A 15,241-nucleotide genomic window follows, 5' to 3' on the forward strand; every position below is an offset into this window, starting at 1 on the left:
GATGCCCCCGGCCCTGTTGCGCGGGCCCGGGTGGACAGTGATGGAAGGCGGGGCCGTGGGGCCGAGTGGTAACGGAGTCGGGTCGGCATCCGGTCGCCAAAAACTCGAGAAAGTCGTCATCCGTTTCGCCGGTGACTCCGGCGACGGCATGCAGCTCACCGGCGATCGCTTCACCTCTGAGGCGGCGCTTTTCGGCAACGACCTCGCCACCCAGCCGAACTACCCGGCCGAGATCCGCGCACCTCAGGGCACGCTGCCCGGCGTCTCGTCGTTCCAGATCCAGATCGCCGACTTCGACATCCTGACCGCGGGCGACCGGCCCGACGTGTTGGTGGCGATGAACCCGGCGGCGCTGAAGGCCAACATCGGCGACCTGCCGCGCGGCGGCATGGTGATCGTCAACTCCGACGAGTTCACCAAGCGCAACCTGGCCAAGATCGGCTACGAGGCCAACCCGTTGGAGACCGAGGAACTCTCCGACTACGTCGTGGTTCCGGTGGCGATGACCTCCCTGACCCTGGGTGCGGTCGAAGCTATCGGCGCGACCAAGAAGGACGGTGCCCGCGCCAAGAACATGTTCGCGCTCGGCCTGCTGTCCTGGATGTACGGCCGTGAGCTGGAGAGCAGCGAGCGCTTCATCCGGGAGAAGTTCGCCAAGAAGCCCGACGTGGCCGAGGCCAACGTCCTGGCGCTGAAGGCGGGCTGGAACTACGGCGAGACCACCGAGGCGTTCGGCACCACCTACGAGATCGCACCCGCCAAGCTGCCGGCGGGCGAGTACCGCCAGATCTCGGGCAACACCGCGATGGCCTATGGCGTGATCGTCGCCGGCCAGCTGGCCAACACCCAGGTGGTGCTGGGAACCTACCCGATCACCCCGGCCTCGGACATCCTGCACGAGCTGTCGAAGTACAAGAACTTCAACGTGCTGACCTTCCAGGCCGAAGACGAGATCGCCGGCATCGGCGCGGCGATCGGCGCCTCCTACGGCGGTGCGCTGGGTGTCACCAGCACCTCGGGCCCCGGCTTGGCGCTCAAGGGCGAGGCGCTGGGCTTGGCCGTCATGACTGAGCTGCCGCTGCTGCTGATCAACGTGCAGCGCGGCGGCCCCTCCACCGGCCTGCCCACCAAGACCGAGCAGGCCGACCTGCTGCAGGCGCTCTTCGGGCGCAACGGCGAATCGCCGGTGGCGGTGGTGGCGCCGTGCACGCCGTCGGACTGCTTCGACGCGGCCATCGAGGCCGTCCGGATCGCGGTCACCTACCGCACCCCGGTGGTGCTGCTCTCCGACGGGGCGATCGCCAACGGTTCGGAGCCGTGGCGGATCCCCGATGTTGCCTCGATGGCTCCCATCGAGCAGAACCTGGCCAAGGCCGGCGAGGACTTCGCGCCCTACGCGCGTGACCCGCAGACCCTGGCCCGGCAGTTCGCCATCCCGGGCACCCCGGGCCTGGAGCACCGGATCGGCGGCCTGGAGAAGGCCAACGGCTCCGGGGCGATCTCCTACGAGCCGGCCAACCACGACCTGATGGTTCGGCTGCGCCAGGCCAAGATCGACGGCATCGAGGTTCCCGACCTGGTCGTCGACGACCCGTCCGGGGACGCCGAGCTGCTGATGCTGGGCTGGGGCAGTTCCTACGGGCCGATCGCCGAGGCCTGCCGCCGGGTGCGGCGTGGCGGCGTCAAGGTTGCGCAGGCGCACCTTCGCAACCTCAACCCGCTGCCGGCCAACCTGGGTGAGGTGCTGCGGCGCTACCCCAAGGTGGTGCTGCCGGAGATGAACCTGGGCCAATTGGCGCTGCTGCTGCGCGGCCGCTACCTGGTCGACATCCAGTCGGTGACCAAGGTGACCGGCCAGGCGTTCCTGGCCGACGAGATCGAGGGGATCATCGACGACGCGTTGGCCGGCACACTGGCCGACCGGGAGAATGAGAAGGCGTCGCTGGCCAAGGCCGCGGCGGTCACGATTGCGGGCACAGCAGGAGCGAATTCATGACCACCACCGAAGCTGTCGGCTCGCTTGTCGGTACCGACCTGGGACTGACCGCGTTGAGCGGGGTCCCCACCACCGACGAGCCGCAGAAGGCCAAGGACTACACCTCCGACCAGGAGGTGCGCTGGTGCCCGGGCTGCGGTGACTACGTCATCCTCAACACGATCCGCGGTTTCCTTCCGGAGCTGGGACTGCGCCGGGAGAACGTGGTGTTCGTCAGCGGCATCGGCTGCTCGAGCCGGTTCCCGTACTACATGAACACCTACGGCGTGCACTCGATCCACGGCCGTGGCCCGACGTTCGCCACCGGGCTGGCGACCGCCCGCGAAGACCTCAAGGTGTTCCTGGTCACCGGTGACGGCGACGCCCTGTCGATCGGTGGCAACCACCTGATCCACACGCTGCGCCGCAACGTCAACATCACCATCCTGTTGTTCAACAACCGGATCTACGGTCTGACCAAGGGCCAGTACTCGCCCACGTCGGAGACCGGCAAGATCACCAAGTCGACGCCGTACGGCTCGCTGGACAACCCCTTCAACCCGATCTCGCTGGCGATCGGCGCCGAGGCGACATTCGTCGGTCGTGCCCTGGACTCCGACCGCAAGGGCCTCACCGAGGTCCTGCAGGGCGCGATGGAGCACCGCGGCGCGGCACTGGTGGAGATCCTGCAGGACTGCCCGGTGTTCAACGACGGCTCCTTCGACCTGCTGCGCAAGGACGGTGCGGAGAACCGCATCATCAACCTCCGGCACGGTGAGCGCATCGTGTTCGGCGCCGAGGGGGAGTACTGCGTCATCAAGTCCGGATTCGGGCTCGAGGTCGCCAAGACCGCCGATGTCTCGGCCGAGCAGATCGTGGTCCACGACGCCACCCAGGCTGACTCCTCGTATGCCTTCGCGCTGTCGCGGCTGTCCGAGCAGGATCTGTCGCACTTCCCGATGGGCATTTTCCGCAAGGTCAGCAAGCCCACCTACGACGACCTGGCGCGTGCGCAGGTCGCCGAGGCGCGGCAGTCGACGGCTCACGACACCGCCGCACTTCAGGCGCTGTTGCGTGGCCGCGACACCTGGACCGTCGCCTGACGCCATGACCGCCGGTCGGTTGGCCGGTGTCGTGTTGGCCGGCGGCGCATCGCGCCGGATGGGCCGCGACAAGGCCACCCTGACCGTTCCGGGCCACTTCGCCGGCCTGACCCTGGTGGAACATCTGGTGTCGGTGCTGGCGCGGCGCTGTGATCCCGTCTTCGTGGTGGCTGCCCAGGGGCAGGTGCTTCCCGATCTTCCTGCGCAGGTGCTGCGCGACGAAGTGCCCGGGCTGGGTCCGTTGCCGGCTGTCGGGCTGGGGTTGCGTGCGGCGGGGCAGGCCGGTGCCCCACGCGCCTTCGTCTGTGCGGTCGACATGCCCTTCCTGACAACGGATGTGATCGACGCGCTGAGATCTCCTGAGGCCGAGGTCGTGCTGGGCCGCACCGACCGCGACCACTATCTGGCGGGGGTGTATCGGACCGCACTGGCCGACACCGTCGATGCCTTGGTTGCCTCCGGGGAACGCCGAGTGGGCGCTCTGATGGAGGTGGTCGACGTCCGGCGGATAGTGCTGGCCGACGCGTCACCGCTGGCCAACCTCAACTCTCCCGACGACGTGGCCGGCCTGTCTTAATTCACAAGAGCAAACTCGATAATGCCTTGCAAATAAAAGGGGATTTCGGGGTGCTTCGATAATGAATTAAATTGTAATATTATCTCGGCCAGATGTGAATGATATTGGCGCAGCCCCCGATCTGCAGGTGTGGCCGACGTCAGCTCAAAATCGGAATCGCTTGTAGGGCAAGGAGATTCGCCGAGGTTTTGCCGGAGGCTGGATATCGAGGCGATCCGGATTTGTCTTGATGATGCCGCGACGTCGTTTCACGGGCCGGCCTGGAGAGTGTGGCTCTCGCGCTGTTGGAGGCGCCTCGGCCGGCTCCGGTTCGATGACCTGCTACTAGTGGGGCACATGATGCTGCTGAGGCCCCTGCAGCGCGCGCTATTGCCTGCGGCGAGCGGCGAAATACTCGCATAACCCGCCATTTCCAGTGGTCCAGCCCACAAAAAGCTCGTGATCTGACTCACGCTCGACAGTCCGCGCCACCGCGTCGGCGCCGCGTCTAAAGCAACGGCTGACCTGCTATAACCATTCGCGCTGACGTCGTGATGGTTTCGTGATCTGTCCGAAATAGCCGCGATACCCGGTTGGACTTCGCGCATAAGGGTTTCGTACGTTTCCCATCGGCCTAATGCAGGCAAACAAATTGAATCGACGGAACCGCGTGTGAGCGGGGCCGCGGGCGGCCCCTCGAACGCCTCCGCGGTGCCGGGTGTCATCCCGGTGGGCGTAGCCGCCCCCGCTGCCGTGCCTGACCTAGACGGCACGCCTCGAAGACCACTCCCGCCTGAAGCCCAGGCATGCCAGCTCGACTGCACTTCGGCGCGCGCACTGCGAAAGGAACGATGTTGAAGAACGTCCGCAAGCCCTTCACCCTGGCTGCGATCGCCGGCGCCCTGATCACCGGCGCGCTCGCCCTCTCTGAGGCCACCGCCAAGGCGGACGGCGTCAACTGGGACGCCATCGCGGCCTGCGAGTCGGGCGGCAACTGGTCGATCAACACCGGAAACGGTTACTACGGCGGACTGCAGTTCTCTCCCGGCACCTGGCGTGCCAACGGTGGCAGCGGAATGCCGCACAACGCCAGCCGTGCCGAGCAGATCCGGGTTGCCGAGAACGTTCTGCGCAGCCAGGGCATCGGCGCCTGGCCGGTGTGCGGCCGCCGCGGCTGAACATCCTCCGATCGAGGGCGGCGCCGGGCGAGCAGCCCGGCGCCGTCGCCGTCGTAACGCGGCCGCTCAGGCGGCGAGTAACGTCGGGCGGGTGCCAGACACGCCACGTGAGCTCGACATCATCCTGTACGGAGCGACCGGTTTCGCCGGAAAGCTGACCGCCCAATATCTGGCCCGCGCCGGCGGCGACGCCCGGATCGGGTTGGCGGGCCGCTCCGAGGAACGGTTGCGCAGGGTCCGCGCCGAACTGGGGTCAGTCGCCCACGACTGGCCGCTGGTGGTGGCCGACGCCGACCAGCCCGAAACCCTGGCGGCGATGGCCCAACGCACCCGGGTGGTGATCACCACCGTGGGCCCCTACACCCGCTACGGATTGCCGATGGTTGCGGCCTGCGCGGAAGCGGGCACCGACTACGTCGACCTCACCGGCGAGGCGATGTTCATGCGACAAAGCATCGACCTGTACCACAAGCAGGCCGCCGACAACGGAGCCCGCATCGTGCACGCCTGCGGCTTCGACTCCATTCCCTCAGATATCAGCGTGTACGCGCTCTACCGGGCGGCCCGCGACGACGGCACCGGGGAGCTGCTGGACACCCACTTGGTTGTGCGCGGTTTCTCCGGCGGGGCATCCGGCGGCACCCTCGCCTCGATGATCGAAGTTCTCCAGACCGCGGCCGACGACCCGGAGGCCCGGCGCCAGCTGTTGGATCCCCACACGCTCAGCTCTGATCGGGCCGCCGAGCCGCAGCTGGGCCCCGAGCCGGACCTGTCCTGGCACCGGGGCCGAGACATCGCCCCGGAGTTGAACGGCATCTGGACCGCCGGCTTCGCCATGGCGCCCGTCAACACGCGGGTCGTGCGGCGCAGCAACGGACTGCAGGACTGGGCCTACGGGCGCCGCTTCCGCTACGCCGAGCACATGAGCGTCGGCTCGTCGGCCGCGGCACCGGTGCTGTCGGGCCTGGCGACCGGGATGGGCAAGATGACCGTCGGGTTCGGCGGCCAGCTCTTGAAGCTCGTTCCGGCCGGAATATTGGAGAGCGTGTTGCCCAAGCCGGGCACCGGACCGAGCCGCAGCCGCCGCGAGAACGGTTACTACCGCCTCGAGACCTACACCACCACCAGCACCGGAGCGCGCTACCGGGCGGACATGGCGCAGCAGGGCGACCCCGGCTACCAGGCCACCTCGGTGTTGCTGGGCGAGAGCGCACTGGGGCTGGCGCTGGATCGCGACAAACTGTCCGACCACTACGGTGTGCTCACCCCGGCGGCCGCGATGGGAGACGTGCTACTGAGCAGATTGCCTGCGGCGGGAGTGACGCTAGAGGTTTCCCGTTTGCGCTGATCGGGCGCTCAATTGTGCGGTGCGCCCACGCCCGCTTCGGCTAGTGTCGATCTCGAACGGTCCGCGTTAACGGCATCCAGCAACGAAGGTGGAATCTCATGGCCGGCCTCGACGATCTCTTCGCTCAGATTCCCATCCAGGACATCGCCAACCAGCTCGGCGCTGACACCGGTGAAGTCGACAGCACCATCCGCACCCTGGTGCCGGTGCTGGTCGGCGGCTTGAGCCAGAACGCCCAAGACCCGGGCCAGGCCGACAGCATCGCCAACACCGCCAATACCTTCGCGGCCCAAGGACTGCTGGACAACGCTTTGGGCGCCAGCCAGTCCGACGGCCAGCAGGTGATCTCCACCATCTTCGGCGGCAACGACACCAGTCAGGTCGCCTCGGCGCTCTCGGGTGCCGGCGCGGGCAACAACGATCTGCTGCAGAAGCTGCTGCCGATCATCGCGCCGATCGTGCTGGCCTACATCGGCAAGCAGCTCAGCGGCCAGAAAGCCGAGCCGGCCGCCGAACAGGCCTCCGGTGGCGGCCTCGGTGACGTGCTGGGCAGCATCCTGGGCGGGATGACCGGTGGCGGGGGCGCCAAGAACCAGTCGATGGGCAGCATTCTGGGCAACATGATCGGCGGCAAGACCGGCGGCGCCATCGGCGACATCCTCGGCGGTCTGCTCGGCGGCAAGAAGTAGCCCGCGCCAGTCACCGACACCGCCCCCGGGATCAGGCCTGATCCGGGAGCTTTTTTCCGGTGTCACCTCCCTCGTCGGGGGTGGCCTGGTCGGCGTTCCTAGAATTGACCGGTGACTGACACCCCCAACGCCGCGAACGCCGATCACCTGCCCAAGTCATGGGAGCCGGGTGCGGTAGAGGACGCGATCTATCAGCGTTGGGTGGATGCCGGTTACTTCAGCGCCGACCCCGCCAGCGATAAGCCCGGGTACTCGATAGTGCTGCCCCCGCCGAACGTCACCGGCAGCCTGCACATGGGCCATGCACTCGACCACACCCTGATGGATGTGCTGACCCGCCGTAAGCGGATGCAGGGCTACGAGGTGTTGTGGCTGCCGGGCATGGACCACGCCGGCATCGCCACCCAGAGCGTGGTGGAACGTCAGCTGGCCGTCGACGGCAAGACCAAAGAAGATTTCGGCCGCGAACTGTTCGTCGAGAAGGTGTGGGACTGGAAGCGCGAGTCCGGCGGCACCATCGGCGGCCAGATGCGCCGGCTCGGCGACGGCGTGGACTGGAGCCGCGAGCGGTTCACCATGGACGAAGGTCTGTCGCGCGCCGTCCGCACCATCTTCAAACGGCTCTACGACGCGGGGCTGATCTATCAGGCCGAACGACTGGTCAACTGGTCTCCGGTGCTTCAGACCGCGATCAGCGACCTCGAGGTCAAGTACGAAGACATCGAGGGCGAGCTGGTGTCGTTCCGTTACGGCTCGCTCGATGACGGCGAGCCCCACATCGTGGTGGCCACCACCCGGCTGGAGACCATGCTCGGTGACACTGCGATCGCGGTGCATCCCGACGACGATCGGTATCGCCACCTGGTGGGCAGTGCACTGCCGCACCCGTTCTTGGATCGTCAGATCGCCGTGGTCGCCGACGCCCACGTCGACCCCGAGTTCGGTACCGGTGCGGTCAAAGTCACCCCCGCCCACGACCCCAACGACTTCGAGATCGGTCTTCGCCACCAGCTGGACATGCCGACCATCCTCGACGAGCGGGCGCGGATCGTCGGGACCGGAACACAGTTCGACGGCATGGACCGCTTCGAGGCGCGTGTCGCGGTGCGCGAGGCGCTGGCCGCGCAGGGACGTATCGTCGCCGAAAAGCGTCCCTACCTGCACAGCGTCGGCCATTCCGAGCGCAGCGGCGAGGTCATCGAACCGCGGCTGTCCATGCAGTGGTGGGTCGACGTCTCCTCGCTGGCCAAGGCTGCCGGTGATGCGGTCCGCAACGGGGACACCGTCATCCATCCCAAGAGCCTGGAGCCGCGCTGGTTCGCCTGGGTCGACGACATGCACGACTGGTGCATCTCGCGGCAGCTGTGGTGGGGGCACCGCATTCCGATCTGGCACGGCCCCAATGGCGAGAAAGTCTGTGTCGGGCCGGACGAGACGCCGCCGGAGGGTTGGGAGCAGGACCCCGATGTGCTCGACACCTGGTTCTCCTCGGCGTTGTGGCCGTTCTCCACGATGGGCTGGCCCGACGCCACACCGGAACTCAAGAAGTTCTATCCGACCAGCGTGTTGGTGACGGGCTACGACATCCTGTTCTTCTGGGTGGCCCGAATGATGATGTTCGGCACCTTTGTCGGCGGTGACGAGGCGCTTCCCGAGGGCAAGGTGCCGTTCCGGAATGTGTTCTTGCACGGTCTGATCCGCGACGAACACGGCCGGAAGATGAGTAAGTCCCGCGGCAACGGGATCGACCCACTGGACTGGGTGGAGAAGTTCGGAGCAGACGCCCTGCGGTTCACCCTGGCCCGCGGCGCCAGCCCGGGCAGTGACCTGTCGATCGGCGAGGACCACGCCCGCGCGTCGCGGAACTTCATCACCAAGCTGTTCAACGCCACGCGATTCGCGCTGATGAACGGTGCCTCGCTCGCGCCGCTGCCGTCCGTCGATGAGCTGACCGATGCTGACCGGTGGATACTGGGACGTCTGGAAGAGGTTCGCGCCGAAGTGGATTCGGCGTTCGAGGGCTACGAATTCGGCCGCGCCTGCGAGGCGCTGTATCACTTCGCCTGGGACGAGTTCTGTGACTGGTATGTCGAGTTGGCCAAAACTCAGCTGGGGCAGGGACTGACTCACACCACGGCGGTGCTCGCCGAGGTGCTCGACACGCTGCTGCGCCTGCTGCACCCGGTGATCCCGTTCGTCACCGAAACCCTGTGGCAGGAACTCACCGGCGCGGAGTCGCTTGTGATCGCGGACTGGCCGACGTCGTCGGGCATCGCCGTGGACCAGGTTGCTGCGCAACGGATCACCGATATGCAGAAGCTGGTGACCGAGGTGCGCCGGTTCCGCAGCGACCAGGGTCTGCGTGACCGGCAGAAGGTCCCGGCCCGGCTCACCGGTATCGACGAGGCAGACCTGGCCACCCAGGTGTCGGCGGTGACCTCCCAGGCCTGGCTGACCGAGCCGGGGGAGGACTTCACCCCGTCGGCCACCGTCGAGGTGCGCCTGGGTCCCACGGGCGGTGGAAGCACGGTGGTCGTCGAACTGGACACCTCCGGCACCGTCGATGTCGAAGCCGAGCGCCGGCGGTTGGAGAAAGACCTCGCGACCGCACGTAAGGAGCTCGAGGCCACGTCGGCGAAGCTGGGCAACGAGGCCTTCCTGGCCAAGGCGCCCGAGGCGGTGGTCGACAAGATCCGCGCCCGTGCGCAGCTGGCCAACGACGAAGTGGAGCGGATCACCGCGCGTCTGGCAGGCCTGAGGTGACCGATCATCCGGTCGGCACCTCTGAGCCCACCCCGGACGAGATCGCCGCACTGCTGCAGGTCGAGCACCTGCTCGATCAGCGGTGGGGTGAGACGCAGATCGAACCGAGCCTGACCCGCATCAACGCCCTGCTGGAACTGCTCGGCTCGCCGCAGCGCGGTTACCCGTCCATCCACGTCGCCGGCACCAACGGGAAGACCTCGGTGGTGCGGATGATCGACGCGCTGCTGACCGCATTCAGCCGCCGTACCGGGCGCACCACCAGCCCGCATCTGCAGTCGGCGGTCGAACGCATCGCGATCGACGGCCAGCCGATCAGTCCGGCGCGCTATGTGGAGACCTATACCGAGATCGAGCCCTTCGTGCAGATGGTCGATGCGTCCTCGCAGGCCGACGGCGGGCCGGCGATGAGCAAGTTCGAGGTGCTCACCGGGATGGCGTTCGCGGCGTTCGCCGACGCCCCCGTCGACGTCGCCATCGTGGAAGTCGGCATGGGCGGTCGCTGGGACGCCACCAACGTGGTGGCCGCTCCGGTCGCGGTCATCACTCCGATCAGCATCGATCACGTCGACTATCTCGGTGCGGACATCGCCGGAATCGCCGAGGAGAAGGCCGGCATCATTCACCGCTCACCGGACGACCAGGTCGACACCGTGGCGGTGATCGCCCGTCAGGAGCCCGAGGTGATGCAGGTGTTGTTGGCGCAGTCTGTGCGTGCCGACGCCGCGGTGGCGCGGGAGACCTCGGAATTCGCGGTGGTCAGCCGTCAACTCGCGGTCGGCGGCCAGGTGCTGGAGCTGCAGGGCCTGGGCGGGGTGTACTCCGACATCTTTCTGCCGCTGCACGGCGAGCATCAGGCCCACAACGCGGTGCTGGCGCTGGCTGCGGTCGAGGCGTTCTTCGGGGCCGGCGCCGAACGTCAGCTCGACGTCGAGACGGTTCGGGCTGGATTCGCCGCGGTGCGCAGCCCCGGCCGACTGGAGCGGATGCGCAGCTCGCCCACGGTGTTCATCGACGCCGCGCACAACCCGGCCGGCGCCGCCGTGTTGGCGCAGGCCCTGGCCGAGGACTTCGACTTCAGGTATCTGGTCGGTGTCATCAGCGTGCTTGGCGACAAGGACGTCGACGGGATCTTGGCGGCACTGGAGCCGGCGTTCGATCGAATTGTGTTGACCCATAACGGTTCTCCGCGAGCGTTGGACGTCGAGACGCTTACTTCGGCGGCAGCGCGGTGGTTCGGTGACGACCGGGTGGTCACCACCGAGACTCTTGAGGATGCGATCGACACCGCAACGGCGCTGGTCGACGAATTCGATTCCGAGGGGGAGTTGTCGGGTGCGGGAATCGTGATCACGGGATCTGTGGTCATGGCCGGCGCGGCTCGCTCCCTGTTTGGGAAGGACCCCCAATGACCGAACAACCGGGCGCACCCGACCCGTGGCGCGGTTTTCGTGGCGTGATGGCCGCGACGCTGATCCTCGAAGCCATCACGGTGTTGCTGGCCCTGCCGGTGGTCAGCGTGGTCGGGGGTGGTCTGACACCGTTCTCGCTGACCTATCTGCTCGGACTGGCACTGGTGCTGCTGCTGTTCGCCGGCATCCAGGGCCGCAGCTGGGCGATCTGGGCCAACTTGGCGCTGCAACTGGTGCTGGTGGCCGGGTTCGTGATCTACCCCGGTGTCGGCATCATGGGCCTGGTGTTCACCGCGGTGTGGGGGCTGATCGCCTATTTCCGTGCCGTGGTCTTGCGACGGTCGTGACGGAGCCGGTGAGCGCGGCCGGTACGCTGTCGCCGTGCCGCTGGCGATGACGCAGCGGAGCGATGGAACAGGAGCGGCGCTGCCATGACTGAGCGGACTTTGGTGCTGATCAAGCCGGACGGTGTGAACCGTCGGCTGGTGGGCGAGATCATCAGCCGGATCGAGAAGAAGGGGCTGACGTTGGCGGCCCTGGAACTGCGGCCGGTGCAGCAGGCGGTGGCCCGGCAGCACTACGCCGAGCACGACGGCAAGGCATTCTTCGCTTCGCTGCTGGAGTTCATCACCTCCGGCCCGGTGGTTGCCGCTGTGGTGGAAGGACCGCGCGCGATCGAGGCGTTCCGGCAGCTCGCCGGTGGCACCGACCCGGTGGCCAAGGCCACTCCGGGCACCATCCGCGGCGACTTCGGTCTGGAAACCCAGTTCAACCTGGTGCACGGATCGGACTCGCCGGAGTCGGCCGAACGTGAGATCGCGCTGTGGTTCCCCGACCTGAAGCCGTCGGCGTCGACCGAACCGATGACACTGGCCTGACGTCGGAGTTAGTGCCTTTCGTCCGGCTCCTGTGGATTGTGTGGGATACTGGCTAACGGGTGAACGTCGCCGGACCGGTGTCTGACACCCGAATGAAGCCTTCGGCGAGTGCGACGGTCGCGATATGTGATGCGGCGCCGATCGCCGGTCTTCATTCAGCCAGGCACCGAGTCGGTTCAACCCGAGCCCCTCGGAGCGAGACCACCACAAGCCCGGGCAGTGAGCCGGGCCCATAACGAGAAGTCCTCGCGTGGCCGCGTCGCAACGACGCGCCCGGGGGCTTGAGGAGACGCACGTGGCAGACCCCTCTCTTTTCAAAGGCCCTGGTTCAGACGAATCGGCGGCTCCGAGCCAGCATGAGGAGTTGCCCGATCGACTGCGGGTGCACTCGCTGGCGCGGGTTCTGGGCACCACCAGTCGGCGGGTTCTGGATGCGCTGACCGAACTGGACGGCCGGGCGCGCAGCGCCCACTCCAGCGTTGATCGTGTCGAGGCGGTGCGGGTCCGCGACCTGCTGGACTCGGCCGCCGAACCCGCTGTGGCCGGATTGTTCCAGGAGCCCCCGACCCCGGAGGTGATCGAGGAAGTCCCCGACGAACCGGAGTCCCGGTTGCTGCTGGAGACCGCCTCGGAGCCCGCCGCAGCGCGGGCGGACTACATGCCGTTGTTCGTCGCGCCGCAGCCGGTCGCCTTTGAGCGAGCCGTGCCCCGCGACGTCGACACCGACGATGACGAAGACGACGACCTCGGCGGCTCCGACGCCGACGCCGATGCCGATACCGATGACGAGGGCGGCGACCGGCCCGCCAACCGGCGCCGTCGCCGCGGACGCCGCGGCCGCGGCCGGGGCCGCGGGTCTGAGGGTGCGGCACCCGAGGACGCCGACGACGAGACCGAGGACGACGAGTCCGCTGCGGAATCCGACGAGGCCGGCGACGCCGAAGACGCCGCCGACGACGATGGCGGTTCGGCCGAGGACGCGGGAACGCGCCGTCGCCGCCGTCGCCGTCGGCGCAAGGCCGGGACCGGGGAGGAAGAGGACGCCGCGTCGTCGGACGACCCGCCCAACACCGTCGTGCACGAACGGGCCCCACGCGCCAAGGCCGGCCGGGCCGCCAAGACCGAGCGCGGCACCGGCGACGACGAGATCCAGGGCATCACCGGATCGACACGCCTGGAGGCCAAGCGGCAGCGCCGCCGCGATGGGCGCGACGCCGGACGCCGTCGCCCGCCGATCCTGAGCGAGGCCGAATTCCTGGCGCGTCGGGAGGCCGTCGACCGCCGGATGGTGGTCCGTGACCGGGTACGGACCGAGCCGCCGCACACCGGCGCCCGCTACACCCAGATCGCCGTGCTGGAAGACGGCGTCATGGTCGAGCACTTCGTGACATCTGCGGCTTCGACTTCCCTGGTGGGCAACGTCTATCTGGGCGTGGTGCAGAACGTACTGCCGTCGATGGAGGCCGCCTTCGTCGACATCGGCCGGGGCCGCAACGGCGTGCTCTACGCCGGTGAGGTGAACTGGGAGGCCGCCGGGCTCGGTGGCGCCAACCGCAAGATCGAACAGGCGCTCAAACCCGGCGACTATGTCGTGGTGCAGGTCAGCAAGGACCCCATCGGACACAAGGGCGCCCGGCTGACCACTCAGGTGTCGCTGGCCGGTCGCTACCTGGTCTATGTGCCGGGCGCCTCGTCGACCGGTATCAGCCGCAAGCTGCCCGACACGGAACGCCAGCGGCTCAAGGAGATCCTGCGCGAGGTGGTGCCCGCCGACGCCGGTGTGATCATCCGCACCGCGTCGGAGGGCGTCAAAGAAGAGGACATCCGCGCTGACGTGGAGCGCCTCCAGGAGCGCTGGAACCAGATCGAGGCCACGGCGGCCGAGACCAAGGCGAAGGCTGCCGGCGCTGCGGTGGCGCTCTACGAAGAGCCCGATGTCCTGGTCAAGGTGATCCGTGACCTGTTCAACGAGGACTTTTCCGAGCTGGTGGTCTCCGGTGAGCACGCCTGGGCGACGATCAACGAGTACGTGGGGTCGGTGGCACCGGAACTGCTGCCGAAGCTGACCCGCTACCAGGCGCCCGAGGGCCCCGACGGTCAATCCGGCCCGGACGTATTCGCCGTGCACCGTATCGACGAACAACTGGCCAAGGCGATGGATCGCAAGGTGTGGCTGCCCTCGGGCGGCACCCTGGTGATCGACCGGACCGAGGCCATGACGGTGGTCGACGTCAACACCGGCAAGTTCACCGGGTCCGGGGGCAACCTCGAGGAGACGGTGACCAAGAACAACCTGGAGGCCGCCGAGGAGATCGTGCGGCAGCTTCGTCTCCGCGACATCGGCGGCATCATCGTCATCGACTTCATCGACATGGTGCTGGAGTCCAATCGGGACCTGGTGCTGCGACGGCTGACCGAGGCGCTCGGGCGCGACCGAACCCGCCATCAGGTTTCGGAGGTCACGTCACTGGGTCTGGTGCAACTGACCCGCAAACGCCTTGGTACCGGGCTGATCGAGGCATTCTCGACGTCGTGTCAGCACTGCGCGGGGCGTGGCATCGTGTTGCACGCCGACCCGGTGGACTCGGCCGCGCCGGGACGCAAGGCGGAATCGGGCGGCACCAGCAGCCGCCGCAGCAAGCGCTCGAAGAAGGCGAAGGTCGACGAGACGCCCGTCGCCAAGGTTCCGGTGCACACTCCGGGTGACCACCCGATGTTCAAGGCGATGGCGGCCGCCAGCGACCGGCACGACGAGTCCGACGACGATCACTCGGCCGCGCCCGACGGCGATGAGCTGTTGGCGAACGGTGCCGAGCAGAGCACCGAAGGCGCCGTGGCGGCCGACGGCGCCGACGAGGCGGTCCAGGAGGCCCTCGAACCCGACGTGTCAGACCTCTCCGACGACGAAGACGTTGACGTTGACGACTCCGACGACGAGGACGACGAAGACGTTGACGACGCCGAGGACGAAGACGTTGACGACGCCGACGAAGACGCCGACGACGAGGACGAGGACGCCGAGGTCGAAGTCGATCTCGATGACGATGACGACGAAGACTTCGACGACGACCTGGATGTCATCGATGAGTCAGACGAGTCGGATGATTCCGATGAGTCAGACGATGACGACTCCGACGATGCCGAGGACTCCGAGGACTTTGACGAGCCCGAGGTGACCATTGCGGTGGTTGAACGGCCGCGACGTCGGCGTGCAGCGGCCCGGCCTGCGGGGCCACCGATCTAGGCCGTGCCGGTTTGACCCCTTAGCCGCTGGTCACGTACCCTTGACCAGTTGTCGCCAGGCGGGAATAACCACAGCTCGGCGGACAGAACCCCAGA

At 67.5% G+C, this 15,241-nt stretch carries 11 protein-coding genes; all 11 read left to right on the top strand.

Annotated elements, in window-relative coordinates:
* The first annotated feature begins 40 nt into the window (after nt 1-40).
* Nucleotides 41-1,996, top strand: coding sequence for a 2-oxoacid:acceptor oxidoreductase subunit alpha (locus AWC18_RS17995; RefSeq protein WP_234806578.1), 1,956 nt, complete (start codon nt 41-43; stop codon nt 1,994-1,996).
* A complete protein-coding gene (locus tag AWC18_RS18000; protein ID WP_064998345.1) occupies nt 1,993-3,078 on the top strand; it encodes a 2-oxoacid:ferredoxin oxidoreductase subunit beta in 1,086 nt (361 codons plus the stop codon). Before AWC18_RS17995 ends, AWC18_RS18000 begins: the two co-directional genes overlap by 4 nt.
* Nucleotides 3,079-3,082: 4 nt before the next feature.
* Nucleotides 3,083-3,655 carry a molybdenum cofactor guanylyltransferase gene (gene mobA / locus AWC18_RS18005; RefSeq protein WP_085139616.1) on the top strand — a complete coding sequence of 191 codons (573 nt, stop codon included), beginning with the start codon at nt 3,083-3,085 and terminating at the stop codon, nt 3,653-3,655.
* An 833-nt stretch (nt 3,656-4,488) separates the two neighbouring features.
* The gene (locus AWC18_RS18015) at nt 4,489-4,812 is read left to right on the top strand and encodes a transglycosylase family protein (protein WP_207504810.1); all 324 of its coding nucleotides are present in this window, start codon (nt 4,489-4,491) and stop codon (nt 4,810-4,812) included.
* 91 nt (nt 4,813-4,903) lie between these two features.
* Nucleotides 4,904-6,160, top strand: coding sequence for a saccharopine dehydrogenase family protein (locus AWC18_RS18020; RefSeq protein ID WP_085139618.1), 1,257 nt, complete (start codon nt 4,904-4,906; stop codon nt 6,158-6,160).
* 98 nt (nt 6,161-6,258) lie between these two features.
* Entirely contained in the window at nt 6,259-6,849 is a 591-nt protein-coding gene (locus AWC18_RS18025; protein ID WP_085139619.1) for a DUF937 domain-containing protein, read from the top strand.
* Nucleotides 6,850-6,960: 111 nt separating this feature from the next.
* A complete protein-coding gene (locus tag AWC18_RS18030; protein ID WP_064998351.1) occupies nt 6,961-9,612 on the top strand; it encodes a valine--tRNA ligase in 2,652 nt (883 codons plus the stop codon).
* Complete coding sequence (gene folC, locus AWC18_RS18035; protein WP_085139620.1) at nt 9,609-11,024, top strand: bifunctional tetrahydrofolate synthase/dihydrofolate synthase; 1,416 nt, start codon at nt 9,609-9,611, stop codon at nt 11,022-11,024. Before AWC18_RS18030 ends, folC begins: the two co-directional genes overlap by 4 nt.
* Nucleotides 11,021-11,371, top strand: a complete 351-nt coding sequence (locus AWC18_RS18040; protein WP_064998353.1) for a DUF4233 domain-containing protein — start codon at nt 11,021-11,023, stop codon at nt 11,369-11,371. The genes folC and AWC18_RS18040 overlap by 4 nt, the downstream gene beginning before the upstream one ends.
* Nucleotides 11,372-11,455: 84 nt before the next feature.
* A complete protein-coding gene (ndk, locus tag AWC18_RS18045) occupies nt 11,456-11,902 on the top strand; it encodes a nucleoside-diphosphate kinase (RefSeq protein ID WP_064998354.1) in 447 nt (148 codons plus the stop codon).
* A gap of 295 nt (nt 11,903-12,197) precedes the next feature.
* The gene (gene rne, locus AWC18_RS18050; RefSeq protein WP_085139621.1) at nt 12,198-15,146 is read left to right on the top strand and encodes a ribonuclease E; all 2,949 of its coding nucleotides are present in this window, start codon (nt 12,198-12,200) and stop codon (nt 15,144-15,146) included.
* Nucleotides 15,147-15,241 lie beyond the last annotated feature (95 nt).

The sequence above is a fragment of the Mycolicibacter nonchromogenicus genome (assembly GCF_002101775.1).
Classification (GTDB): Bacteria; Actinomycetota; Actinomycetes; order Mycobacteriales; family Mycobacteriaceae; genus Mycobacterium; species Mycobacterium nonchromogenicum.

Excerpts from the sequence above, each read along its gene's own strand:
- ndk (WP_064998354.1), top strand. The coding sequence starts at position 11,456 with ATGACTGAGCGGACTTTGGTGCTGATCAAGCCGGACGGTGTGAACCGT.
- AWC18_RS18000 (WP_064998345.1), top strand. The coding sequence starts at position 1,993 with ATGACCACCACCGAAGCTGTCGGCTCGCTTGTCGGTACCGACCTGGGA.
- AWC18_RS18025 (WP_085139619.1), top strand. The coding sequence starts at position 6,259 with ATGGCCGGCCTCGACGATCTCTTCGCTCAGATTCCCATCCAGGACATC.
- AWC18_RS18040 (WP_064998353.1), top strand. The coding sequence starts at position 11,021 with ATGACCGAACAACCGGGCGCACCCGACCCGTGGCGCGGTTTTCGTGGC.
- mobA (WP_085139616.1), top strand. The coding sequence starts at position 3,083 with ATGACCGCCGGTCGGTTGGCCGGTGTCGTGTTGGCCGGCGGCGCATCG.
- AWC18_RS17995 (WP_234806578.1), top strand. The coding sequence starts at position 41 with ATGGAAGGCGGGGCCGTGGGGCCGAGTGGTAACGGAGTCGGGTCGGCA.